The organism is Mycobacterium sp. IDUB_24 (assembly GCF_055419385.1).
In genome coordinates this window covers 23,901-45,033 of record NZ_JBVAXO010000002.1, presented here as the reverse complement: position 1 = coordinate 45,033, position 21,133 = coordinate 23,901, and the positions used below count along the sequence as shown (strand labels likewise).

Annotated in this window: 19 protein-coding genes and 1 pseudogene; 10 read left to right on the top strand and 10 right to left on the bottom strand. The window is 65.1% G+C overall.

The genetic code is table 11. The features are described 5' to 3' along the window. The first annotated feature begins 79 nt into the window (after positions 1-79). Positions 80-958 carry an alpha/beta fold hydrolase gene (locus ACZYZF_RS07830; RefSeq protein WP_463835199.1) on the top strand — a complete coding sequence of 293 codons (879 nt, stop codon included), beginning with the start codon at positions 80-82 and terminating at the stop codon, positions 956-958. Here ACZYZF_RS07830 and ACZYZF_RS07825 read toward each other — a convergent pair. Further along, entirely contained in the window at positions 955-1,599 is a 645-nt protein-coding gene (locus ACZYZF_RS07825; RefSeq protein ID WP_463742745.1) for a TetR/AcrR family transcriptional regulator, read from the bottom strand. The genes ACZYZF_RS07830 and ACZYZF_RS07825 overlap by 4 nt on opposite strands. Before the next feature lie 172 nt (positions 1,600-1,771). Here ACZYZF_RS07825 and ACZYZF_RS07820 point away from each other — a divergent pair, with 172 nt between their 5' ends. Continuing rightward, complete coding sequence (locus ACZYZF_RS07820; RefSeq protein ID WP_463835197.1) at positions 1,772-2,623, top strand: IclR family transcriptional regulator; 852 nt, start codon at positions 1,772-1,774, stop codon at positions 2,621-2,623. A gap of 81 nt (positions 2,624-2,704) precedes the next feature. On the opposite strand, the gene ACZYZF_RS07815 is transcribed toward ACZYZF_RS07820, so the two are convergent. The 4 genes from ACZYZF_RS07815 to ACZYZF_RS07800 form a co-directional block, all read right to left on the bottom strand. Continuing rightward, positions 2,705-3,478 carry a hypothetical protein gene (locus tag ACZYZF_RS07815; protein WP_463835195.1) on the bottom strand — a complete coding sequence of 258 codons (774 nt, stop codon included), beginning with the start codon at positions 3,476-3,478 and terminating at the stop codon, positions 2,705-2,707. A gap of 77 nt (positions 3,479-3,555) precedes the next feature. Continuing rightward, positions 3,556-4,389, bottom strand: coding sequence for a mycofactocin-coupled SDR family oxidoreductase (locus tag ACZYZF_RS07810; protein ID WP_463742748.1), 834 nt, complete (start codon positions 4,387-4,389; stop codon positions 3,556-3,558). Further along, positions 4,386-5,180: a mycofactocin-coupled SDR family oxidoreductase gene (locus ACZYZF_RS07805; RefSeq protein WP_463835194.1), complete on the bottom strand. Its 795-nt coding sequence runs from the start codon at positions 5,178-5,180 to the stop codon at positions 4,386-4,388. Before ACZYZF_RS07805 ends, ACZYZF_RS07810 begins: the two co-directional genes overlap by 4 nt. A gap of 23 nt (positions 5,181-5,203) precedes the next feature. Beyond that, positions 5,204-6,817, bottom strand: coding sequence for a flavin-containing monooxygenase (locus ACZYZF_RS07800; RefSeq protein WP_463744098.1), 1,614 nt, complete (start codon positions 6,815-6,817; stop codon positions 5,204-5,206). Between the two features lie 147 nt (positions 6,818-6,964). Between ACZYZF_RS07800 and ACZYZF_RS07795 the strand changes: the two genes are divergently transcribed. The 4 genes from ACZYZF_RS07795 (at position 6,965) to ACZYZF_RS07780 (ending at position 11,707) form a co-directional block, all read left to right on the top strand. Further along, the gene (locus ACZYZF_RS07795; protein ID WP_463742750.1) at positions 6,965-8,029 is read left to right on the top strand and encodes a 2Fe-2S iron-sulfur cluster-binding protein; all 1,065 of its coding nucleotides are present in this window, start codon (positions 6,965-6,967) and stop codon (positions 8,027-8,029) included. A gap of 101 nt (positions 8,030-8,130) precedes the next feature. Further along, the gene (locus tag ACZYZF_RS07790) at positions 8,131-9,324 is read left to right on the top strand and encodes an acyl-CoA dehydrogenase family protein (protein ID WP_463742751.1); all 1,194 of its coding nucleotides are present in this window, start codon (positions 8,131-8,133) and stop codon (positions 9,322-9,324) included. Positions 9,325-9,335: 11 nt separating this feature from the next. Then, on the top strand, positions 9,336-10,244 hold the full coding sequence (gene bphC, locus ACZYZF_RS07785) for a biphenyl-2,3-diol 1,2-dioxygenase (protein ID WP_463742752.1): 909 nt from the start codon (positions 9,336-9,338) through the stop codon (positions 10,242-10,244). Continuing rightward, positions 10,241-11,707, top strand: coding sequence for an FAD-dependent oxidoreductase (locus tag ACZYZF_RS07780; RefSeq protein WP_463835193.1), 1,467 nt, complete (start codon positions 10,241-10,243; stop codon positions 11,705-11,707). Before bphC ends, ACZYZF_RS07780 begins: the two co-directional genes overlap by 4 nt. A gap of 90 nt (positions 11,708-11,797) precedes the next feature. On the opposite strand, the gene ACZYZF_RS07775 is transcribed toward ACZYZF_RS07780, so the two are convergent. From ACZYZF_RS07775 to ACZYZF_RS07760, 4 genes are read right to left on the bottom strand one after another with little or no spacing between them, the layout of a single operon-like run. After that, a complete protein-coding gene (locus tag ACZYZF_RS07775) occupies positions 11,798-12,796 on the bottom strand; it encodes a zinc-dependent alcohol dehydrogenase (protein WP_463835841.1) in 999 nt (332 codons plus the stop codon). 46 nt (positions 12,797-12,842) lie between these two features. Further along, a complete protein-coding gene (locus ACZYZF_RS07770) occupies positions 12,843-13,592 on the bottom strand; it encodes an SDR family NAD(P)-dependent oxidoreductase (protein WP_463835192.1) in 750 nt (249 codons plus the stop codon). Then, on the bottom strand, positions 13,589-14,833 hold the full coding sequence (locus tag ACZYZF_RS07765) for an alkyl sulfatase dimerization domain-containing protein (RefSeq protein ID WP_463835190.1): 1,245 nt from the start codon (positions 14,831-14,833) through the stop codon (positions 13,589-13,591). The genes ACZYZF_RS07770 and ACZYZF_RS07765 overlap by 4 nt, the downstream gene beginning before the upstream one ends. After that, positions 14,830-16,029: a sulfotransferase family protein gene (locus ACZYZF_RS07760; protein WP_463835839.1), complete on the bottom strand. Its 1,200-nt coding sequence runs from the start codon at positions 16,027-16,029 to the stop codon at positions 14,830-14,832. The genes ACZYZF_RS07765 and ACZYZF_RS07760 overlap by 4 nt, the downstream gene beginning before the upstream one ends. 112 nt (positions 16,030-16,141) lie before the next feature. Here ACZYZF_RS07760 and ACZYZF_RS07755 point away from each other — a divergent pair, with 112 nt between their 5' ends. The 4 genes and pseudogenes from ACZYZF_RS07755 to ACZYZF_RS07740 all read left to right on the top strand — a co-directional run bounded on the left by ACZYZF_RS07755 (position 16,142) and on the right by ACZYZF_RS07740 (position 19,951). After that, positions 16,142-17,080, top strand: a complete 939-nt coding sequence (locus tag ACZYZF_RS07755; protein ID WP_463835189.1) for an IclR family transcriptional regulator — start codon at positions 16,142-16,144, stop codon at positions 17,078-17,080. 1 nt (position 17,081) lies between these two features. Continuing rightward, positions 17,082-18,098 carry an LLM class flavin-dependent oxidoreductase gene (locus ACZYZF_RS07750; protein ID WP_463835188.1) on the top strand — a complete coding sequence of 339 codons (1,017 nt, stop codon included), beginning with the start codon at positions 17,082-17,084 and terminating at the stop codon, positions 18,096-18,098. A 27-nt stretch (positions 18,099-18,125) separates the two neighbouring features. Further along, a pseudogene (locus tag ACZYZF_RS07745) lies at positions 18,126-18,857 on the top strand (IclR family transcriptional regulator); the annotation flags it as partial. Positions 18,858-19,027: 170 nt separating this feature from the next. Further along, a complete protein-coding gene (locus tag ACZYZF_RS07740; protein WP_463742759.1) occupies positions 19,028-19,951 on the top strand; it encodes an alpha/beta hydrolase in 924 nt (307 codons plus the stop codon). Here ACZYZF_RS07740 and ACZYZF_RS07735 read toward each other — a convergent pair. Continuing rightward, positions 19,928-21,133 carry an NADH:flavin oxidoreductase gene (locus ACZYZF_RS07735; RefSeq protein WP_463742760.1) on the bottom strand — a complete coding sequence of 402 codons (1,206 nt, stop codon included), beginning with the start codon at positions 21,131-21,133 and terminating at the stop codon, positions 19,928-19,930. The two genes, ACZYZF_RS07740 and ACZYZF_RS07735, sit on opposite strands and share 24 nt — an antisense overlap.

Genomic DNA, 21,133 nt, shown 5'->3' with positions numbered 1-21,133 from the left:
AGCGGAACACGCCATTGCCGCCTTGGCGAGAGGGTGTGAAGCTGGGCGCAACGGGCCCACTCAGACGAAGGAAAGATGCATGTCAGATTCTGCTGCGGTCATCGATGGCACCGGTACGGCGGGTGCGCCGCGCGAGATCAACACGAGCGCGGGCGCTTTGCGCTACTACGACGTTGGCAGTGGTCCCACCGTGCTGTTCCTGCACGGGTCGGGCCCCGGGGTCACCGGATGGCGTAACTTCCGCGGAGTCCTGCCGACGTTCGCCGAGCGCTTCCGGTGTCTGGTGCTGGAGTTTCCCGGCTTCGGCGTCTCCGATGACTGGGGTGGGCACCCCATGGTCACCGCGCAAGGCACCGTCACCCCGTTCCTGGATGCCCTCGATATCGAACAGGCGGATATCGTCGGCAACTCGATGGGCGGCGGTGTCGGCATCAACACGGCGATCAATGCCCCCGAACGGGTGGGCCGTCTCGTCACGATCGGCGGGATCGGTACCACGATCTTCTCTCCCGGGCCCAGCGAGGGAATCCGCTTGCTCCAGGAATTCACCGAGGACCCGACCCGGCAGCGCCTCATCGACTGGCTGCATTCCATGGTCTACGACCGGTCGTTGGTCACCGAGGAGCTCATCGAGGAGCGTTGGGCGCTGGCAACCGATCCCGAGACGCTGGCGGCCGCGCGCCGCATGTACGGGAAAGCGGCGTTCGCGGCGATGATGGCCTCGATGGCCGCTTCGGACCTGCCCATGCCCTGGGCGCGGATGCACAAGGTGTCGGCGCCGACGTTGTTGACGTGGGGGCGCGATGATCGCGTGAGTCCGCTTGACATGGCATTGATTCCGATGCGCACCATTCCCAACGCCGAGCTTCACGTATTCCCCAACTGCGGGCACTGGGCCATGATCGAGGCGAAGGCCGCTTTCGAGTCAGTGGTCACGACGTTCCTGGCGAGGGACTAGCGACCGGCGTCCAACCGCTCGAGGCCGGCCAGCACCAGGCCGATTCCGGACTTGTGCGCAGCTACCAATTCGTCGAGTTCGTGCGGTTTCTTGGCGTCGGTCCACCAGATGTAGGCATTGCTGCTGACGTGGACGATGAGTCTGCTGGGCAGTGAGCGGATGAACACGTCGTCCCCCAAGTCGAAATGCCCGGCCAGAAACTCGGTGATGGCGTCAGCGAGATTCTCGCTCCATTCCATCCACCTCAGGCGGTACTGGGGCGTCTCGGCAACGAGCGCCATCAGTTTCCGTGCGATCTCGACCGACTGCCGGTGCTGGACTCCGGCTGACTGCCGGTGCCGGACCTCGACCGTGAACATGTCGACGAGGACATCTACCGGGTCCGAATCCGCTGCAGCGCAGGCCAACAGGCCACGCATGTGGTTTTCGCTTCGCCGGAACAACGGCCCTAGAACATCTTCTTTGACCGGGAAGTGGCGGTAGAACGTACGCGTCGCGATGCCGACTTCGGCGCAGATGCGCTCCACGGTCGCAGTGGTGTCGCCGTCGGCGATGAAGATATCGCACGCGGTGCGGGCGATATTGAGCCGCAATTCCTCAGCGCGACGCTCGGTGAGCGTCGGCCCCTTACCCTTCGGCATTCGATGATTGTCGCTGCAATGCGCTGTTCACGGCCAGTGGCACGGCGGCCGGTCGAACGTGCAGGCGGCCCGGTGGCACCCGGCGGTCTTTACTTCGCGGCCGCGTTGTGCCTAGACTCATACCTGTCATGTTGTGACACATATGCAGAGTATGACAGGTATGGAGGGTGTTGTGCCAACGTCGCATGACGACGCAGCTCCCATCGCGATGCTCAATCGCGTGGCGTCGCTTATGGAGGTCTTCGGCACACGGCAAACGCTCACGCTGGCAGAGATCACCCGGTATTCGAACGTGCCCCGCTCGTCGGCTCATCGCATCCTGCAGGGCCTGGTCCAGCTGGGCTGGATCGAACGCCGAGGTGCCGCATATGCGCTCGGGCTCAAGATGTTCGAACTCGGCTGCCAGGCGATGCAGCAGCGGAGAGTGCCTGAGGCAGCGCTGCCGGTGATGGCAGACCTACATCGGCGCACCGGCCTCACCGCTCATCTCAGCGTCCTGTCAGATACGCACATGCTGCACGTCGAACGCTTCGGAATATGGCCCACCAGCGGCGATCGTTGGCAGGTCGGATTCAAGCAACCTGTGGCACAGAGTGCCTCCGGCCGCGCGCTCCTGGCTCAGATGGACGACGCAACCTGGCCAGAGTTGCAGTATGCGGTCATGTCGCCGGGTGGAATTCGGAACCGGGCGGAGTTGGACCGAAACCTGGCGGCGGTACGCGCCCGCGGCGGGGTCGCCGTCGATGCCGAGGGTTACGAGCGAGGAGTCACTGTCGTCGCCGCCCCCATCAGCCTAGGCGCGGAAGGCAGCCGATTCGCGCTGTCGCTGTGCGGACCCACCAGGTCAACGCGCATCGAGCCCGTGGTCGCCGCTGTTCACAGTGCATCGTGGGCCATCAGCCACAGCCTGTCAGACGTGCCCCGCAGCGGCACGAGTCATGCACGGGCAGCTCATCGCGTGGTGACGCCGGCCATGATCCATCGCACCGGCGAGTCCATCGTGGCCGCGGTCGGAAGTAGGTGACAAGAACCTATCGGCGCAGATACCTCAGGGCATACCCATCCATTCCGGATGCCGAGACTGTCACCGCATACGTACCCATGTTCACCAGTCCTGCCAGGGGATGATCGTGTTCAGTGGCGTGTCGATGACGCACTCTCCGGGTGCGGTCTCAAGCGCATCATCAGCCAGACGTTCCCTGATCCGGCCGGTGACGCGGACCGGATCGTCATCGAGGTACAGCAGCCGGATGCGCAGGCCGCCCGGCGAATCTGCGGCCTCTGCCGATCGGAGGCCCAGCCCGTTGTCCTGGTGGTGATGCAGCGCAAAGGTCCACGCCCCGGCCACACCGTCCAACTCCAGCAAGGCCGGAATCGCCACCCGGTCCTGCCACCGATGGTGCTCATGGGAGTCGGCGCCGTAGGGGTCGGCGAACCGGGTCATGGTCAGGTGCAGCCCTCGGTTGGGCCGGTACGGGATCACTCCCGGCGACACCAGCGCCGACGCCGCCGCGTAGCCCTTGACCGGTCGGAAGAACGCCAGCACCGTGCGACGCACGCCGGGGATCATGGGGCCGCGACCCCACTGGAACGAGTCGGCACCCAGTTGCTCCCACTCGCGCACCGATTGTTCGACCGGCGAACGGAACCAGTACATCGCGACGTAGTCGGTGTCAGCCTGTGCGGGTTCGGCAGTGGACGCGGCGCGGCAGGCTTCCGGGCGGCTCCAACGGTCTCCCCACGCGACCCCGGGTAGCGCCAGGTTCTCCGGCCGATGATCCAGTTGATGCCATTCGTTGTAGCGCCGGTGTTCCTCGGCTCCCCCGCCGTCGAGTACGACGAACGAGAAGAACACCAGCGGGCATTCGGCAGCTGACATGGCATCCTCTCAAATCGCTTCGGACACAGTAGCTCCTGCCCACGGCCCGGACTTGGCCAAATCAGCCATTGCTCCTACTAGCGTTGCGTACTTCCGGCGTCAACCGGGAGGCTGACGGACGTGATGTAGCGGGCTTCATCGGAGGCCAGGAACAGGCTCGCATTCGCGACGTCGGCGGGCTGCACCCACGGGACGGCGAGCATGTTCATCCGCGACGCGGCCTCGGCGAACTCGTCACGGGTCGGTGGACGGTCCAAATCCGGCCGGAAACCGCTGCGGACGGCGTCATTCTGGATCAGCGGTGTGTCGACGTTGGTCGGATGGACGCAGTTGACCCGGACGTTGTGTGGCGCCAGATCCTGGGCCAGGCTGCGCATCAGCCCGACGACCCCGTGTTTGGCGGCCGTGTAATGAGCGACGCCGACCAGTCCTCGAAGGCCCGCGATCGAGCTGATCAACACCATCGACCCGGCGCCACGGCTGATCAGGTGGGGCGCCGCGGCCGTGCAAGTGTTCCACACTCCGGTGAGGTTGATGTCGAGCATGGTGCGCCACGCCGTCTCGGAGAGCTCAACGGTAGCGCCGCGCGAGGTGACTCCCGCAGTGGCGCAGACGATGTCGAGCCCGTTGAACCGGGCCGTACCGCGATCGACGGCGGACCGCAGTTCGTCTGGGTCACGGACGTCGACGATCTCGGTGACGACCCGCCCGCCGGCCCGCTCGACGAGACGGGCGGTTTCGGCAAGATCGTCCGCCGTGCTGGGCGGCACGTGCACGGTGTCGATCGATCCGCACACGTCGACCGCGACGATGTCCGCGCCTTCCTGTGCAAAGCGCACGGCCTGTGCCCGGCCGATACCGCGGGCCGCACCGGTGATCAGCGCGGTCTTGCCCGTGAGCCGACCGGTCATGTCGTCTTCTGAGTCAGGCCGGCGTCGACCACGAGTTGGGCACCTGTGATGTATCGGGCCTGCTCGGAGGCCAGAAAGACGGCGGCATTCGCCACATCGACGGGTTCCACCCACGGTACCGGGAGCAGGTTTCGGGCGGTCAGGACTTCCATGGCGTCCGCTTCGGTGGGGTTGGACAGGTCGGGCCGCAGCCTTTTGTAAGTGTCGGGGTTTCGCACCATCGGGGTCGCAACCGCGCCCGGATGAATGGTGTTGACCCGAATGCGCTGTGGTCCTAGTTCATTGGCCAGCGTGCGGGCCAATCCCACCGCGGCATGCTTACTCGCGGTGTAGTGCGCGGTGCCGGCGGTACCACGTAGACCGTTGGTGGAACTGATGATCACCACGGATCCGCCTTCGGAACCGATGTGGGGCACCCCGGCCTTGACGGTGTGCCAGACCCCGGTCACGTTGACATCCAAGGTGCGCTGCCATTCCTGGGCACTGATCTCCCACGCCGGCCTGTTCGGCAGGTGGATGCCGGCGTTGGCGACGATGACGTCCAATCGTCCGAGTATCTCGACGCCCGCATCGACCGCGGCAGTGACGTCGGCGAGATCGCTCACGTCGGCCGGTCCCGTCACACAGCGCCTGCCCCTCAACCGCACTTGGTCAGCTGTCTCACGAAGGTCCTCGGCCGCCTCGGAACGGTCGAGCGCGATGACATCGGCCCCGGCGTCGGCGAAGCGTTCACAGTGCACCCGCCCGGTGCCGCGGCCAGCGCCGGTGACGAGCACGACTCGGCCCGCCAAACCTGGGTCCGCCAGATCCGGCACTATGGCGCCTGCAGCAGGTCGAATCCCTTGTATCCAGCCGCCGCGGCCTCGTTGCAGATGTCCAGGTATGTCGCGAAGCCACCGATGAACAACATGAACATACGGGGCTTGCCGGGCACGTTGGCCCCCATGTACCAGGAGTTGGCCTTGGTGAACAACGTGGCTTCGGCACGCTGGGCGCACTCGGCGATCCAGCTGTCGACGGCGTCAGCGGTCGGTTCTATTGCGGCGTAGCGGTTCTGGTCGAGGTGCGCGATGGCGTCGGCGATCCAGTTCACGTGCGCTTCGGCATGCAGAACCATGTTCGCCAGCACCGCCGGCGCTCCGGGGCCCGATACCAGGAACAGGTTGGGGAAACCGTCGGTGCCCAGGCCGAGGTAGGTGCGCGGGCCGTCGGCCCAGTCGTCCGCCAGCTTCTCTCCGCCGCGGCCCACGATGTCGATCTTGGCAAGCGTTCCGGTCATCGCGTCGAACCCGGTGGCCAGCACCAACGCGTCGATGTCATAGTGCGCGTCGGACGTGTTGACACCTGTTTCGTCGATCGATTCGATCGGCGTCCTGCGGACACTCACAAGCTCGACGTTGGGGCGGTTGAACGTCTGAAAGTAGTTGGTGTCGGTGCAGATCCGCTTTGTGCCGATCGGGTGATCGTTGGGGATCAGCGCCTCGGCCACGTCCGGGTCGTCGATGACGGCGCGGATCTTGTTCTCGTAGAACTTGCGGGCCTCCTCGTTGGCCTGCAGGGAGACCATCTGATCGGCGAAGGTCTTGGAGAACAGCACACCGCCCAGTTCCCAACGCTTTTCGAAGGCATCGTGGCGCTCGCCAGACGTGGCTTCCATGGTCAGCTTGGGATGCGCCACATGTGGTGAGCCACCGCCGCTGCGCCACGACATCCGGCGCCGCTCGGCATAGTTGGCCTTGATCTCCGCGATCTCCTCACCGGTCAGTGGCCGGTTGCCCGCCGGGACACTGTAGTTGGGGGTCCGCTGAAACACATACAGCTGCTCGGCCTGTTCGGCGATGATCGGGATGGACTGGATCCCTGAGGAACCCGTCCCGATCACCGCGACGCGCTTGCCGCTGAAATCCACATCCTCATGCGGCCAGTGGGCGGTGTGGTAGACGTCCCCGGCGAAGGTGTCCAGGCCCGGGAAGTCAGGAGTCATTGCCGCCGACAACGGGCCGGTGGCCATGACCACGAACCGCGCGTCAACGGTCTCACCGGTATCGGTGGTGACGGTCCAGCGCAGCGTCTGCTCGTCGAGCACTGCCGAACTCACCCTGGTCTCGAACGTGATGTCGGAGCGCAGATCGAGCTTGTCCGCGACCCAGTTGATGTACTTCAGGATCTCGGACTGGGTGGCGTACTTCTCGGTCCACGTCCACTCTTGCTGGAGTTCGTCGGAAAACGAGTAGCAGTAGTCGACGCTCTCGACATCGCAACGCGCGCCCGGGTAGCGGTTGAAGTACCAGGTACCACCGACTTCCGGCGCCGCCTCGAAGACGCGCACCGACAGTCCCTGCGACCGGAACTTGTGCAACGCGTACAGGCCGCCGAAGCCTGCGCCGACCACCACAACATCCACAACGGCGACATCCACGACGCTCATCGATCCACTGCTCACACGGCGTACGGTAGGCGCCGATCGCGCGCTCGACCGCCACAGTTCCCGGTCACCGGACGCCGGGGCACCGTGTCCCGGCCACCGGAATAAGCGGGTTGGCGCCGTCGGCTCCTGCCACCAGAATCTCGGCCCATGATCGATGCGAGCATCCAGACCAGACGAAGCGTCCTTGTCACGGTCGCCGATGTCATCGATGAAAGCCCCGACGCTCGTTCCCTGGTCCTCACCGTGCCCCCGGACCAGCACGAGCGGTTTTCCTATCGGCCCGGACAGTTCCTGACCTTGCGGGTGCCGAGCGAGGAAACCGGATCGGTGGCCCGGTGCTACTCACTGGCCAGCTCACCGCACACCGATCCCGCTCCCAAGGTGACCATCAAGCGCACCATCGACGGGTACGGTTCGAATTGGTTGTGCGACAACGTCAAAGCCGGCGACACCATCGAGGTGCTGCCACCGTCGGGCCTGTTCACTCCGGCCAGCCTCGACGCAGACTTCCTGTTGTGGGCGGCCGGCAGCGGCATCACTCCGGTGATGTCGATCCTCAAATCGGTGTTGTCGGGGGGCACCGGTCGAGTGGTTCTGTGTTACGCCAACCGCGATGAACGCTCGGTGATCTTCGCCGGCGAACTACGCGAACTTGCCGCCCGCTACGCGGGTCGACTGACGGTGCTGCACTGGCTGGAATCGATCCAGGGCCTGCCGACCCGGGCACAGCTGAGCGGGTTCACCCAGACCGTATTCGCCGGCACCGGCGGCTTCGAGGCATTCGTCTGTGGTCCCGCACCGTTCATGGCGGTCGTCAAGGAGACGCTCACCGAGTCCGGCGTCTCGCGGGACCGGATCCACCTCGAGGTGTTCCAGTCGCTTTCCGGTGACCCGTTCGTCGATGACACCGTCGCAATGGCAACAGACTGCGATGAGAACGACGCCGCCGCCCTCCAGGTCGACCTGGACGGCACCAGTCACCAGCTGAGATGGCCGCGCCAGGCAACGCTGGTCGAGGTGCTGATCCGCTCAGGTGTGGATGTTCCGTACTCGTGCAAGGAGGGCCAGTGCGGATCGTGCGCGGCCAGAGTCGTACGCGGCGATGTGGACGTGGCCGCCTGCGACATCCTGGAAGCCGAGGACCTCGCCGACGGGGTCATCCTCGGCTGCCAGGCGCGCCCGGTCTCCGACGACATCCACATCGAATTCTGAGCCGCTGTGGTCGGCACGTTTCCACTGACCGGGATTGGCTCCCGCCACCGGTATCAAAGCGGTAGACCATCAGTACAGCCCTCGACGATAGGACCGAAACAATGACTGAGCGCGTAATCGACCGGGTGCGCGACATCGCCGACCAGTTGCGCCAGCAAGGCGCCGAAGCCGAGAAGGTCGGCAAGCTCACCGACGAGACCGTCAAGATGATGAAGTCGGCAGGAAACATCCGCCTGCTGCAGCCGAAGGCTCACGGCGGCTTGGAAGTCCATCCGCGGGAGTTCGCCGAGACCGTCATGTCCACCGCCGCACTCGACCCGTCCGCCGGGTGGATCAACGGCGTGGTCGGCGTGCACCCGTACCAACTGGCCTACGCCGACCCCAAGGTTGCCGCCGAGATCTGGGCCGACGACGTCGATACCTGGGTCGCATCTCCCTACGCGCCCCAGGGGGTGGCTGTTCCGGTCGACGGCGGCTATATCTTCAACGGCCGCTGGCAGTTCAGCTCGGGCACCGACCATTGCGACTGGATCTTCCTGGGCGCGATGATCGGCAGCAACGAACCCGGAGCCGACGGTAAGCCGTTGATGCCGCCGCAGATGCTGCACATGATCCTGCCGCGCAAGGACTACGAGATCGTGGAGGACTCGTGGAACGTCGTGGGGCTGCGCGGAACCGGCTCCAAGGATGTCATCGTCAAGGATGCGTTCGTGCCGTCCTACCGGACGATGGACGCGATGAAGGTCATGGACGGCACGGCCCAGCGTGAGGCCGGGATGACCGAAACCCTGTACCTGATGCCGTGGTCGACGATGTTCCCGCTCGGCATCAGCTCGGCGACCATCGGCATCGCCGAGGGCGCGCTGGCGGCCGCACTCGATTACCAACGTGAGCGGGTGAACTCCAGCGGTGTGGCGATCAAGGACGATCCCTACGTCATGTACGCGATCGGCGAGGCCGCCGCGGACATCAACGCCGCCCGCCAGGAGTTGTTGGCCAACGCCGACCGCATCTACGACATCGTCGACTCGGGCAAAGAGGTTTCCTTCGAAGACCGGGCCGCGGGCCGGCGTACCCAGGTGCGGGCGGTGTGGCGCGCGGTCTCGGCGGTAGACGAGATTTTCGCCCGCTGTGGCGGCAACGCCGCCCGGATGGACAAGCCGCTGCAACGGTATTGGCGCGATGTACACGTCGGGCAGGCACACGCCATCCACGTTCCGAGCACGGTCTATCACGCGTCGGCACTGAGTTCACTGGGAGTCGATCCGCAGGGTCCGCTGCGAGCGATGATCTGAGAGGACAGCACATGGGATTGATCAAGAGCCTCGGCTACGTCACCGTCGCCGCATCCGACATCGAACGCTGGCGGCACTTCGCCTTCGACGTACTCGGCTTCGCCACCGGTACCGGACCCGACCAGTCCGCTCTGTATCTGCGGATGGACGAGCGTGCCGCCCGCATCATCGTGGTGCCCGGGGAGTCCGACAAGATCGTCACCGTCGGCTGGGAGGTACGCGACCACGCCGACCTTGAGCAGGTCAAGAACGCACTCGGGGACGCCGGCGTGCCGTTCAAACAGCTCTCCCTCGAAGAGACGGACGCCCGGCGGGTCGAGGAGGCCATCGCGTTCGAGGATCCGGCCGGCACCTCGCTGGAGGTGTTCCACGGCCCGGTCCTCCAACACTCCCCTGTCATTACCCCGCACGGTGCGAAGTTCGTCACCGGCGACCAGGGTCTCGGGCATGTGGTGTTGCCAGCGCTCGACGTCAACGGCTTGTTCGAGTTTTACACCGAGGTACTGGGTTTCAAGTCTCGCGGCGCGTTCCGCGTTCCCGTGCCGCCGGAGTTCGGTCCGGTGCGGGTCCGCTTCATGGGCGTCAACGAGCGCCATCACAGTCTGGCGATCTGTCCCGCGCAGACGCTGCGCGATCCCGGCCTCATTCATCTCATGGTCGAAGTGGACAGCCTGGACGCAGTCGGTCAGGCCTTGGACCGGGTGAACGCCGAAGGCTTCCAGCTGTCGTCGACGCTGGGCCGCCACACCAACGACAAGATGGTGTCGTTCTATGTGCGCACCCCGGGCGACTGGGATATCGAATTCGGCACCGAAGGTATGCGGGTCGACGAAACCTACTACACGGCAGAGGAAATCACCGCGGACAGCTATTGGGGCCACCAGTGGGTGTCGGACCTTCCGGCGGCGATGCGTCCATGACAGGCACCGACGAGATCCGGCCGATCCCGGTCAGCGCGATCACCGAGTGGGCCGACGAAGCCGACGTTCTGATCGCCGGCTACGGCGTTGCCGGCGCGGCCGCTGCGGTGGAGGCGACACGTGCAGGGGCGGACGTACTGGTGCTGGAACGCACCGGGTCATGGGGCGGAGCCGCGTCGATGGCAGGTGGGTTCATCTACCTCGGCGGTGGCACCGACATCCAAAAGGCCTGCGGCTTTGATGATTCCGTCGATAACATGGCGGCGTTTCTCAACGTGGCGATGGGACCCGGCGCAGATACCGCACGTATCGCCGATTACTGCGAGGGAAGCGTCGCGCACTTCGACTGGCTGGTGGGCTGCGGGGTGCCGTTCAAAGCCGAGTTCTTCTCCGAGCCCGGCTGGGAGCCGATGGGTGACCAGGGGCTCATGTACAGCGGTGGCGAGAACTCCTACCCGTTCAACACGATCGCCACTCCCGCTCCGCGCGGGCACGTGCCGCAGATGCAGAACAAGAAGCAGGGCGAGTCCAGCGCGGGCTTCATGCTGATGAAGGGCCTGGTCGACACCGCGACCGCGGCCGGGGCACGGTCGCTGTACGACGTGCGCGTGCAGTCGCTGATCGTCGAGTCCGACGGCCGCGTCGTCGGCATCCGGACCAAGCGCTACGGCACCACGATGGACATCCGGGCGCGTCGCGGCGTGGTGCTGGCCACCGGCAGTTTCGCCTACAACGACGCCATGGTCGCCCAATACGCGCCGCGCATCGCCGGACGGCCGGCCGCCTCGATCGAGCAACACGACGGGCAGGCCATCGGGATGGCCCAGGCACTGGGTGCCGATCTGGCTCATATGGATGCCACCGAGGTGGCGTTGTTCATCGATCCTCAGCAGTTGGTGCGCGGGATCCTGGTGAATGAACGTGGTCAGCGCTATGTCGCCGAGGACACCTACCCCGGGCGGGCCGGTCAGCTGACGCTCTACCACCAGAACAACACCGCGTACCTGATCATCGACGGCGACGCCCAGGAGGAGGCGATGGCCTCGCTGACGCCGCTGTTGATGACGCGTCCGGCAACCTGGGTAGCCGACACCGTCGCCGAACTGGAAGCCGAAATCGGGCTGCCACCAAACTCCTTGCAGGCCACCGTGGATGCCTACAACGACGGTGCCGCCCGAGGCGAGGACCCGCTGCTGCACAAGAAGCCGCAGTGGCTCAAGCCGATCAAATCTCCGGTGGGCGCCATCGACCTCCGCGAATCCACCGGCGGTTTCACCCTCGGCGGGCTGCACACCACGCTCGACGCCGAGGTGCTCCACGTGAGCGGTGAGCCCATTCCGGGGCTGTTCGCCGCCGGACGCTGCACTGCCGGACTGGCAGCGTGGGGTTACGCCAGCGGGGTGTCACTGGGCGACGGAAGCTTCTACGGTCGCCGCGCCGGGCGGGCCGCTGCCCGCGCCTGACCCCGAACGCCCTAATCCCGAATGTGAAGAAGATCGCGAGATTCCGGAGAATTCTCGCGATCTTCTTCACATTCGGCACGCGCCGCCACGTCAGCCCAGTGTGATGACGACCTTGTCGGCCGCTCCCGGTGTGGCGACACACTCCAGCGCCCGCCCCAGGTCATCGAAATCGAAAGTGTGACTGATGATCAGCTGGTACTTCTCCCAGTTGTCGACGATGTCCTTGGTGACCTCGAAGATCTCACTCGGATAGCCCATCGACCCGACAATGGTGAGCTCGTTACTCATCACATTCATGAAGTCGATGTTGATCGGCTCTTTGTGGACGGCGACGATGCCCAGCTTGGCACCCCGCTTGGCCGCACCGAGAGCTGTGTCGACGACTGCCGGCACTCCAGCGGCATCCAGAAACACGTCGGTGCCGGCCTTGTTCGGCCACATCGAATCCCCGGGCCCGTGGAGCTCGATCAATCGCGCGATGACGTCCTCGTCCTTGGAGTTGATCACCGCGTCCGCTCCGACTTTCAGCGCTTTGTCCAGGCGAGCCGGCAGGATGTCGGCCACCACAACGTGTTTGACGCCGCGCGATTTCAAGGCGATGGTGATGCCCAGGCCGATCGGGCCCGCCCCGAGCACCAGCACCTGGTCGCTCTGCCGAGGATTCACCTGGTTCACCGCGTGAGCGGCGACTGCCATGGGCTCGTTGAGTGCGGCAACCTCGAACGGAATGTGATCGGGCACGATCTCGAGGCTCCGGCCACGAACCGCATCCTTGATGAGCAGGTAGTCGGCCAGCGCACCGGCCGAACCGCCGTTGCCGATGATGTCGTCGGCAACGGCCATCGGATTGACCACGACGCGGTCCCCCACCGCTATACCGCGCACCTCGCTTCCGACCTCCGCCACCTCACCGGCCGGCTCGTGACCGATCGGCATACAGCCGTGCCGCGGCGGCAAACCTCCGATGGAGATATAGAGAGTGTCAGAACCACAGATCCCGCACGCTCGAATTCTCACCAGGACGTCGCCAGGGCCCACGGTCGGCGTCGGCACCTCTACGATCTCGGTTTTGTCCGGAGCGGTGATGATGGCTGCTCTCACTGGGGTTTTCCCTCTCGTCGATGTTCGGTTCCGCTCATAGCACGCTGTAGCCACCGTCGACGACGAGCGCCGATCCGGTGCTGTACGAGGCATTTCCACTGCACAAGTACAGGATTGGACCGGCGATCTCGTCCAGCGTGGCGAACCGGCCGAGTGGAATGTGGTCGACCTGTTCCTGTTTGATCTCGGGCACGTAGTCCATCGGTGCAGTCATGCGCGTGGCGACGACTCCTGGGACGACAGCGTTGATCCGGATGCCGTCGGCGGCCCATTTCGCGGCGAGGTTCCGGGTGAGTGCGAGCACTCCGGCCTTCGCCGATCCGTACCCGGGCACCACCGGTACGGATCGGATGGCCGCCATGGAGGCGAGCATCACCACGCTGGCACCGCCTGCAGCGTTCGAGGCCTTCAGCGCGCCGTGCAAACGCTCCGTCAACCTGAAGGGCGCCAAGAGGTTTACGGTTACCGAGGCGGTGAAGCCCTCCGGGGTCGATTCGTCGAGACCGCCCGGAAAGTTGGCTCCGGCGTTGTTGACGAGAATGTCCAGATCCGTGAACGAGTCTGCCAGCGCCTCGATGCCGTCCGAGTCGGTCAGCGCCAACTGCCGATAGTGCAGTCCCGACAGATCGACGTCGTAGTCCTGCGGTCCCGCTCTCGTGCCGGTGATCGTGACAGTCGCCCCGCTGTCTCTCAGAAGCGATGCGGTCGCGTGGCCGATACCGCTCGTGCCTCCGGTGACCAGCGCGGTGGTACCGGTGAAGTCGAACAGCACACGGTTTGTCATGACAGCTCCTTGATCTGCTCGCGTAGCCAGGCTGCTTCCCAGAAATTGGTGCTGCCCCGCAGCAGGACTTCGTGGGCGGCGGTCAATACCTGCTTGCCCTCCTGGTCGTCGGGTTCGGCACGGTTCACCATCTCGGCCAATCGGATGGCCCGAACCGGTTCTCCGGCGTCCAGCAGTGCGCGTGCCCTACCGAGAACTGCTGCCGCACCGGCGAGTTCGAGCAGATCGGCCTCGGTCGCGTCGGGGCTTTCGGCATAGAGTTCGGCCGTCGAGCGATGATGGAACCAGCCGGCGTAGTTCTCCCAGATCGCGCGCACGTTCCAGCGCACCATCCCGTAGCCCTGACCGACCTCCAGCTCGGGCGGCAGCACCACCTCACGCATCAAGGTGTGAACGTCCTTGCCGGCATTCATCCCGGCGACGGTCTGGTCGTGAATGTAGGTCACCGCATCGCGTAGTCGGGTCAGCTCCCAGTCGATGCGGTCCTTGCCGACGATCGGCCCGAAGTGTCCCGTGAGCAACGTCTCGGCCCCCAGCGCGCGGACGCGGTCGATCGATTCCACCACCGTCAGCGCATCGCGGTAGCGATCGCCGCGCACCGTCACCAGGTTCGGGATGTGGCCGAACAGCGCGCCGAAGACGTTGCCGCACAGGCAGACACCTTCTTCCGGCAGCCACACCACCAAGCTGTCGGTGGTCTCACCGCCGGGGGTGGCGTAGAGCTCCAAGCGGCGACCGCCGAGTTCGATGACGAGCTCGTCATCGACGACCACTGTCGGCGTCGGCACACTCTGCGGTGGCGGCGGACCGAATCGTGCAGCGTTGCGTTCGATCGTGTCCATCACCTTGCCCACCCACGCGAACGCAGAGTTTCTGGCCCGGAACTCTGCCAGCAGTTCGTTGTCCCGCCGCCACGTTTCCCAGTTGGCCTGGGCGACGATTTCGCTGTCGGGGTCGGCGACGGTGTCAATACCCCCGACATGGTCGACATGCCCCTGGGTGAGGATGACGTAGCGGATCGGCGCGGCGTCTATGGCGTCATAGTTGGCCCGGTGCACCGGTCCCTCGAAACCCATGCCGGTGTTCAGCACGATCCGGCCGCCATCGGTCGTCAGCATGAACGAATTCGACAGACCCGGTGAGAGCCAGATGCCGGGGCTGACTTCCTCTGCGGGGGCACCTGCACCGACGATGTCGTCGGCCCCGGGGCGGCTCAAGTAGGCGGGTTGATAGCTGGTCATGATTCCTCCCGTACGTCGAATCGGTCGAAATAGAAGCCGAAGCGCGACCGGACCTCGTCCGGCGAGCGGCCGAAGTGGCGTTGGAGGTCATACCTCATCCGGCCGTGTTTCCCGCGCGGATTGTCGTCGAGGTAACCGCGGAACGCCGCACGAGCACCATCGGTCAACGTGGTGCCGTTGTAGCCGTACACCGTCTCGAGAATCGACATCTCGTTTCCGTTGAGCTGGTGGAAGCCGATGTCCACACTTCGGTCGGAACCGATCAGCTCCCGGTCACGGACACAGGCGCGCAGCAGCCGCTCGATGCGATCGATCCAGTACTCGACGAGGCCTTCGGGATCGATCTCCTTGCGCCGCATACGGTCTCCATAGGCCAGCATCGTGACTGCGGATTGGATGACGGCTACCGGATCTCGGTGGGTGAACGCGACGGTGGCGTCCGGGAACGTTCGTATCAGCGGCCCGAGTTGCTCGCAGTGTTGCGGCGACTTGAGCACCCACTGGCGTGGGCCCCGCAAGAAGGTCAAGGCCTTGAGCACCGTGCGTAGATAGCCGTAATGCTGGTCCTGGTTCAACCCGAGGTAGTAGTCCCGCCATTGCGGCACCCGGCCATGCCACTCCAGCACATAGCTGGCGAAGTCGAGGTCGAGGATCTCGACTTCTTCCTCGATCGCCTGGGGAAACCGGTCGTGCATGTTCTGTATCAGCGGAGTCATCGCCTTCGACGACTCGTGCTCGGAAACACTGCGGGCGAACCGTGGATCCACACCGTTGACGTCGGGACCTTCACCACGCAGCGGGAAGGGCTCCTGGCTCTCCCAGTACGGCAACGCCCGTCGCCTGGTATCGGAGGCGATGAGGTTGACCAGATGCGTTGTCCCCGAGCGTGGTAGACCGACGACGATGATCGGTCTGTCGATCTCGATATCGTGGATCTCCGGGTAGCGACGCAACAGGTCGGTCAACAACAACCGTTGCGAGAGCAGCCGGACGATGCGGTTGCGCAGGATCAGACGGTTGAGATTCGTGTTGCCGCTGTCGGACTCGACAGCCTCGGCGTACACCTGTAGCCGGGGACGAAAATCGGCGGGCCCGAAGTCCTCCAATCCCGTCTTCTCGATCGCCTCACCGATCAGAAGCTCAGGATTCAGGTCCACCGTCAGGCTCTCCAGTTGCGCGAGAACCTCTTGTTGCATCGGGTTGAGCACGGGAATGGTCAGATCCTCGATGCCCAGTGCACTGTCCGGCACGCTGCTCCTTCACGGTGACGACTTGTGATGACGAATATTCGATGTAGTGTCCGAATATATGAACGCCAAGCTAGGGCAGCCCGATGAGCAGGGTCAAGACCCTTCGCCGCCCACCCGTCGCGTCGTCAGTGTCGTCGAGTTGCTCGCCGACCGGGCGGATAATCCCCTGACTCTCGCGGAAATCTGTCGTGACCTGGGCATCAGTCGATCCACAGGGCACGCGATCCTGACCACGCTCTGCTCGTGCGACTGGGTGCTGCGTGACCCACTCAGCGGGAGATACACCCTGGGCGCGGGCCTGCCCACGGCGTCGCCATCCGCGGCGCCGCTGTCGCGAATGCTGCGCGAGCCGCTGCGGACGCTGTGCTCAGCCATCGGTATGGCCGCATGCATCTCCGAGCTCCGGGACGGCTCCATTGCAGTGATCGAGTCGGCTTCGCCCGGCGCCAACCGCCCGCCCGTGGAAGCCGGCGTCCGCCTGCCCTTCGTAGCACCGTTCGGCCGGGAGTTCGTGGCGTGGGCGCCGGCGGCCGTCGGCGATGAGTGGATGGCCTCCGCGGGCCCTGTCAACGACGTCTATCGGGCGCGAATGCCCACGGTGCTCAAAGAGATCAAGAACCGCGGCTACGGCATCGAGCGGCTCAGCGACCCGCTGCTCAAGGTGTTCGCGGCGCTGATGACGCTCGACGACGCGACTGCGCCGGATCCGGTGGCGGCGCGACTGGCCGGCGCCGTCGCCGATCTGACCATCATCGACTTCCTGCCCGGCGAGCTGAGCAAGGTCGAGGAGTGCCCGCTCGCGACGATCTCGGCGCCGATCTTCGACGGACACGGCAACGTGGTGATGTCGGTGTCCGCGCAGCCGTACAGGCGGCTGACCGATGAGGAAGTCCGAGGCGTCGGCGCCAGGGTCGTCGAGTTCGCCGCGCAAGCGAGTTCGCTGATCGCACAACATGTCCCGCCCGCCACGGCCTATTACGCCGATCGGAATCACTGAGATGGCACTGCCCATACTGAGGTTCAACTTCGCCTCGCCCAACGGGGAGCCGGCGAGGCAGCGGGACTCGATTCTGGCCGCGGTCGACATGGCGGCGTGGGGCGATACGCGAGGCGTGGCCGCGGTGAGCATCGACGAACACCACTTGACCGGACACGGCTGGAGCTCCAATCCGGTCATGGCGGCCGCGTTGTTCTTACAGAAGACCAGCAACCTGATCGTGAGTATCGATTGCGCGTTGGGTCCGCTGTGGGATCCGCTGCGGCTGGCCGAAGACATTCGATTCGTCGACCTCATGAGCGCCGGACGACTCTCGACGACCATCGGTTTGGGGTATCGGACGGTGGAATACGAAGGGTTCGGTGTTGATTTTCACCGCCGGGGCGCACTCATGGACCGGCTACTCGAGACGATGCTGGCGGCTTGGTCCGCGGATCCCGTCGACGGCGACTCAGGCGCGCGCATCGGCGCCGGCACCTGGTCGCAACCCCATCCACCGTTGTACGTGGGCGGCGGCGTGCGGGCGAGCGCCCGACGCGCGGTGCGATTCAGGTTGGGGCTGAGCCTGCCGGCGCATCTGCCCGAACTTGCCCGGCATTACCTCGATCTGTGCCGGGAGGCAGACATCGCACCAGCCCTGATCATGCCGGCCGCCGTCAACCGAGGAATGGTCTTTTTGCACGAAGACCCCGAGAAGGCGTGGGCCGAGTTGGGCCGACACATTCTCTGGGAGGCGGTGACCTACGGCGGCTGGGTCGATGGCGTACCGCTGTCGTCGATGCATCTCCCCGGCGTCCAGACGGTCGAGGCGGTTCGGGCGTCGGGCCGGTACCGGTTCCTGACGCCGGACGAGCTCATCGCCGAGGCCGGGGATTGCCCTGATTACGGGGCGCTGGTCTTTCACCCGTTGGTCGGCGGGATGCCGATCGACGAGGCGTGGAAGTCGATTCAGCTGCTCACAGACGACGTGATTCCGCGGCTGAGCAGCCGTCACGCTCACGATCAGGCAGAAAAGTGACAGCGGACACATACTTGTGGTAGTCATATGACTATTAGTCATATGCGACTGGCAGTACCCCGCAGCCCGGAGGACCAAATGACCGCGATCATCGAACAACCCGCGACCCACAAGAAGGCGACCGCCGAGACGCCGAACGCTGTGATCGACCGGGTTTCCCTGGTCCTCGATGTCTTCGACGGACCGGGCCGGCTGACATTGGCCGAGATCGTGCGTCGCACGGGGCTACCGCGGTCCTCGGCCCACCGCATCCTGGAGCGCCTCGTACACCTGCGGTGGCTTCGCCGCGACGGCCGCGACTACGAGTTGGGTATGCGACTGGTCGAGCTGGGGTCGCTGGCCCTGCATCAGGACCGCATCCATCGAGCAGCGATTCCCTTGTTGCGCGATCTGCACCGGGCCACCGGACTGGTTGTCCACCTCGCGGTCCTCGACGGATCCGACGTCGTCTACCTGGAGAAGATCGGCGGTCAGATGGTGGCAGCCATCCCGACACGTATCGGGGGTCGGCAGCCCGCACACTGTACGGCCGTCGGCAAGGCGATCCTGGCCGACAATTCAGCGGTCGACGTCAACTTAACCTCGCGGCTGACGCGATTTTCGATCACCACGGAACGTCAGCTGGAAGCCGATTTGGCAAAGGTCCGCGCTCACGGTGTCGCATTCGAGCGGGAGGAATCGCTCGCCGGATTCGGTTGTGTGGCAGCACCGATCGGTCCGGCCGGCGCAGCCGTCGCGGCAGTGTCGGTGTGTGGTCCGATCAGCCGGATGGCATTCGATCAGCGATTGGCCGCTCCGGTACGCATGACTGCGATGGGCATCTGGCGCAATGCCGAAGACGGGCCCCAGCGGGTGGCGCCTACGTTGCAAACCTTGCGGCCGCTCCGTGTGGGCAGCCCAGCTGGTTCTCGAGCCGCCCTGCTGCCCGCATGACCCTCGATCCTCAAATCGCCGGTCTGATCGAAACCCTCGATTCGGGCTTCCCACCGGTGCACACGATGACGGGCGCGCAAGCCCGCGCTGAAATCCGGGCGCGCTTCGTCGCCAACCCACAACCTGAGCCGGTCGCCTCGGTCACCGACCACCAGGTGCCGATCGACAACGGATCCGTCGGCGTCCGGGTCTACCGCCCCGACACGGCCGGACCCCTACCCATGCTGGTCTACGCCCATGGTGGCGGCTTCGTGTTCTGCGATCTCGATAGCCACGACGGGTTGTGCCGCAACCTTGCCAATCTCATTCCGGCTGTGGTTGTTTCGGTCGACTACCGATTGGCACCCGAGCACCGCTGGCCGACAGCAGCCGAAGACTTCTACGCTGCCACCAGTTGGGCCGTGGAGCACGCCGCCGATTTCGGTGCCGACCCGTCCCGGGTGGCCGTCGGCGGTGACAGCGCAGGCGGCAATCTGGCGGCGGCGACCGCGCAGATGGCCCGCGATCGCGGTGGGCCGGCACTGGCAGCGCAGCTTCTGCTCTACCCCGTCATCGCCGCGGATTTCGACACTCCGTCTTACCAACTGTTCGGCAAGGGTTTCTACAACCCGCGGCCGGCGCTGCAGTGGTACTGGGATCAGTACGTCCCCGACCTCGCCGATCGGCAGCACCCTTACGCGTCACCCCTACATGGCAACCTCGATGGGCTGCCCCCGGCCGTTGCCGTGCTCGCGGGCCACGATCCGCTTCGCGACGAGGGCATCGCATATCTCGACGCCCTCGAGACTGCAGGAGTGCCAATCACCCGGTGCGCCTACGACGGTGGCATCCACGGGTTCATGACGATGCCGATGCTCGATATCGCCCACCAGGCCCGGCGAGATGCCGGCCAGGCGCTAGGTGATCTTCTCGGGCCTTAGTACGGCCCCGAAGCGCTGCTCGGGATCGAGCACACAGTGCGTGCGCCCGAACACCGTCACCATGCACTTGTTGTTGTGGTTGCAGCGGCTGCGTGAGGCCGGTTCGGCAGTCATGGTGTTGACCCGGTCCGGCTCACGCAGCAATGCCCGCCCCATCGCCAGAAAATCGAATCCTTCGCGCAACCCAGTCTCCAGGTGTTCGCGATCGGTGATACCGCCCAGCAGAATGAGTTTGGTGTTGCGCATGACGGGCACGAACTGGCGGGCGGCTTCCAGCATGTAAAGGTCCCGATACGGATAGACACCCATTGTCTGCTTGCCCACCAGCCGTACCGCCGGTCGCAATGCCGGCGGCATCACCTTCGCGAACTCCTTGACCGGTACGTCGCCACGGAACAGGTACATCGGCTTGTACACCGAAGACCCTTGAGTCAGTTCGATGGCATCGAGAGTGGCGTCGGCGTCGAGGAGTTGAGCGGTTCTGAGCGCCTCGTCGATCCAGATACTGCCCGGAAGCCCGTCGTCCATGTCCAGCTTGGCGATCACCGCGATCTGATTGCCCACGACGTCACGAACGTGTTGCGCGATCTCCCGCACCAACCGCGACCGATTGTCGATATCGCCGCCGTACTCGTCCTTTCGACGGTTGATCAGCGGACTCAGAAACGAGCTGGGCAGGTAGAGGTGACCGAAATGCAGTTCGACGGCATCGAATCCGGCGTCGACCGCTACCCGGGCCGCCTCACCGAACTGGTCGATCACGCGAGCGATTTCGGCGCGGGTGATCTCGCGGCAATAGGCGAACGACGTCGGATTGATGAATCGGCTCGGCGCTACGGCCGTCACACCGGTCAGCTTCTTCTGCGCCACGACCCCGGCATGCCCCAGCTGTGCCGAAATAGCCGCCCCCGCACTGTGTACCGCGTCGGTGAGCCGGCGCAGGCCGGGCGCAGCTTTGCCGCTCATCACGATCTGTCCGGGAGCGCTGGCACCCTGCGGAGACACGCAGCAGTACGCGACGGTGGTCATCCCGACACCGCCCTCGGCGAAACTGCGATGGAAGTCGATGAGGTCGTCGGTGACCAACCCGTCGGGTGAGCGTCCTTCCGAGGTGGCGGCCTTGATCACTCGGTTACGCAGCGTGACGGGCCCAAGCTGGGCCGGGCTGAACGGATCGGTCAT

What these genes read in the sequence shown, in the direction of transcription:
- ACZYZF_RS07830 (WP_463835199.1), top strand. Translation starts at nt 80, where the DNA reads ATGTCAGATTCTGCTGCGGTCATCGATGGCACCGGTACGGCGGGTGCG.
- ACZYZF_RS07825 (WP_463742745.1), bottom strand. Translation starts at nt 1,599, where the DNA reads ATGCCGAAGGGTAAGGGGCCGACGCTCACCGAGCGTCGCGCTGAGGAA.
- ACZYZF_RS07815 (WP_463835195.1), bottom strand. Translation starts at nt 3,478, where the DNA reads ATGTCAGCTGCCGAATGCCCGCTGGTGTTCTTCTCGTTCGTCGTACTC.
- ACZYZF_RS07810 (WP_463742748.1), bottom strand. Translation starts at nt 4,389, where the DNA reads ATGACCGGTCGGCTCACGGGCAAGACCGCGCTGATCACCGGTGCGGCC.
- ACZYZF_RS07800 (WP_463744098.1), bottom strand. Translation starts at nt 6,817, where the DNA reads ATGAGCGTCGTGGATGTCGCCGTTGTGGATGTTGTGGTGGTCGGCGCA.
- ACZYZF_RS07795 (WP_463742750.1), top strand. Translation starts at nt 6,965, where the DNA reads ATGATCGATGCGAGCATCCAGACCAGACGAAGCGTCCTTGTCACGGTC.
- ACZYZF_RS07790 (WP_463742751.1), top strand. Translation starts at nt 8,131, where the DNA reads ATGACTGAGCGCGTAATCGACCGGGTGCGCGACATCGCCGACCAGTTG.
- bphC (WP_463742752.1), top strand. Translation starts at nt 9,336, where the DNA reads ATGGGATTGATCAAGAGCCTCGGCTACGTCACCGTCGCCGCATCCGAC.
- ACZYZF_RS07780 (WP_463835193.1), top strand. Translation starts at nt 10,241, where the DNA reads ATGACAGGCACCGACGAGATCCGGCCGATCCCGGTCAGCGCGATCACC.
- ACZYZF_RS07770 (WP_463835192.1), bottom strand. Translation starts at nt 13,592, where the DNA reads ATGACAAACCGTGTGCTGTTCGACTTCACCGGTACCACCGCGCTGGTC.
- ACZYZF_RS07765 (WP_463835190.1), bottom strand. Translation starts at nt 14,833, where the DNA reads ATGACCAGCTATCAACCCGCCTACTTGAGCCGCCCCGGGGCCGACGAC.
- ACZYZF_RS07760 (WP_463835839.1), bottom strand. Translation starts at nt 16,029, where the DNA reads ATGCAACAAGAGGTTCTCGCGCAACTGGAGAGCCTGACGGTGGACCTG.
- ACZYZF_RS07755 (WP_463835189.1), top strand. Translation starts at nt 16,142, where the DNA reads ATGAACGCCAAGCTAGGGCAGCCCGATGAGCAGGGTCAAGACCCTTCG.
- ACZYZF_RS07750 (WP_463835188.1), top strand. Translation starts at nt 17,082, where the DNA reads ATGGCACTGCCCATACTGAGGTTCAACTTCGCCTCGCCCAACGGGGAG.
- ACZYZF_RS07740 (WP_463742759.1), top strand. Translation starts at nt 19,028, where the DNA reads ATGACCCTCGATCCTCAAATCGCCGGTCTGATCGAAACCCTCGATTCG.
- ACZYZF_RS07735 (WP_463742760.1), bottom strand. Translation starts at nt 21,133, where the DNA reads ATGACCGATCCGTTCAGCCCGGCCCAGCTTGGGCCCGTCACGCTGCGT.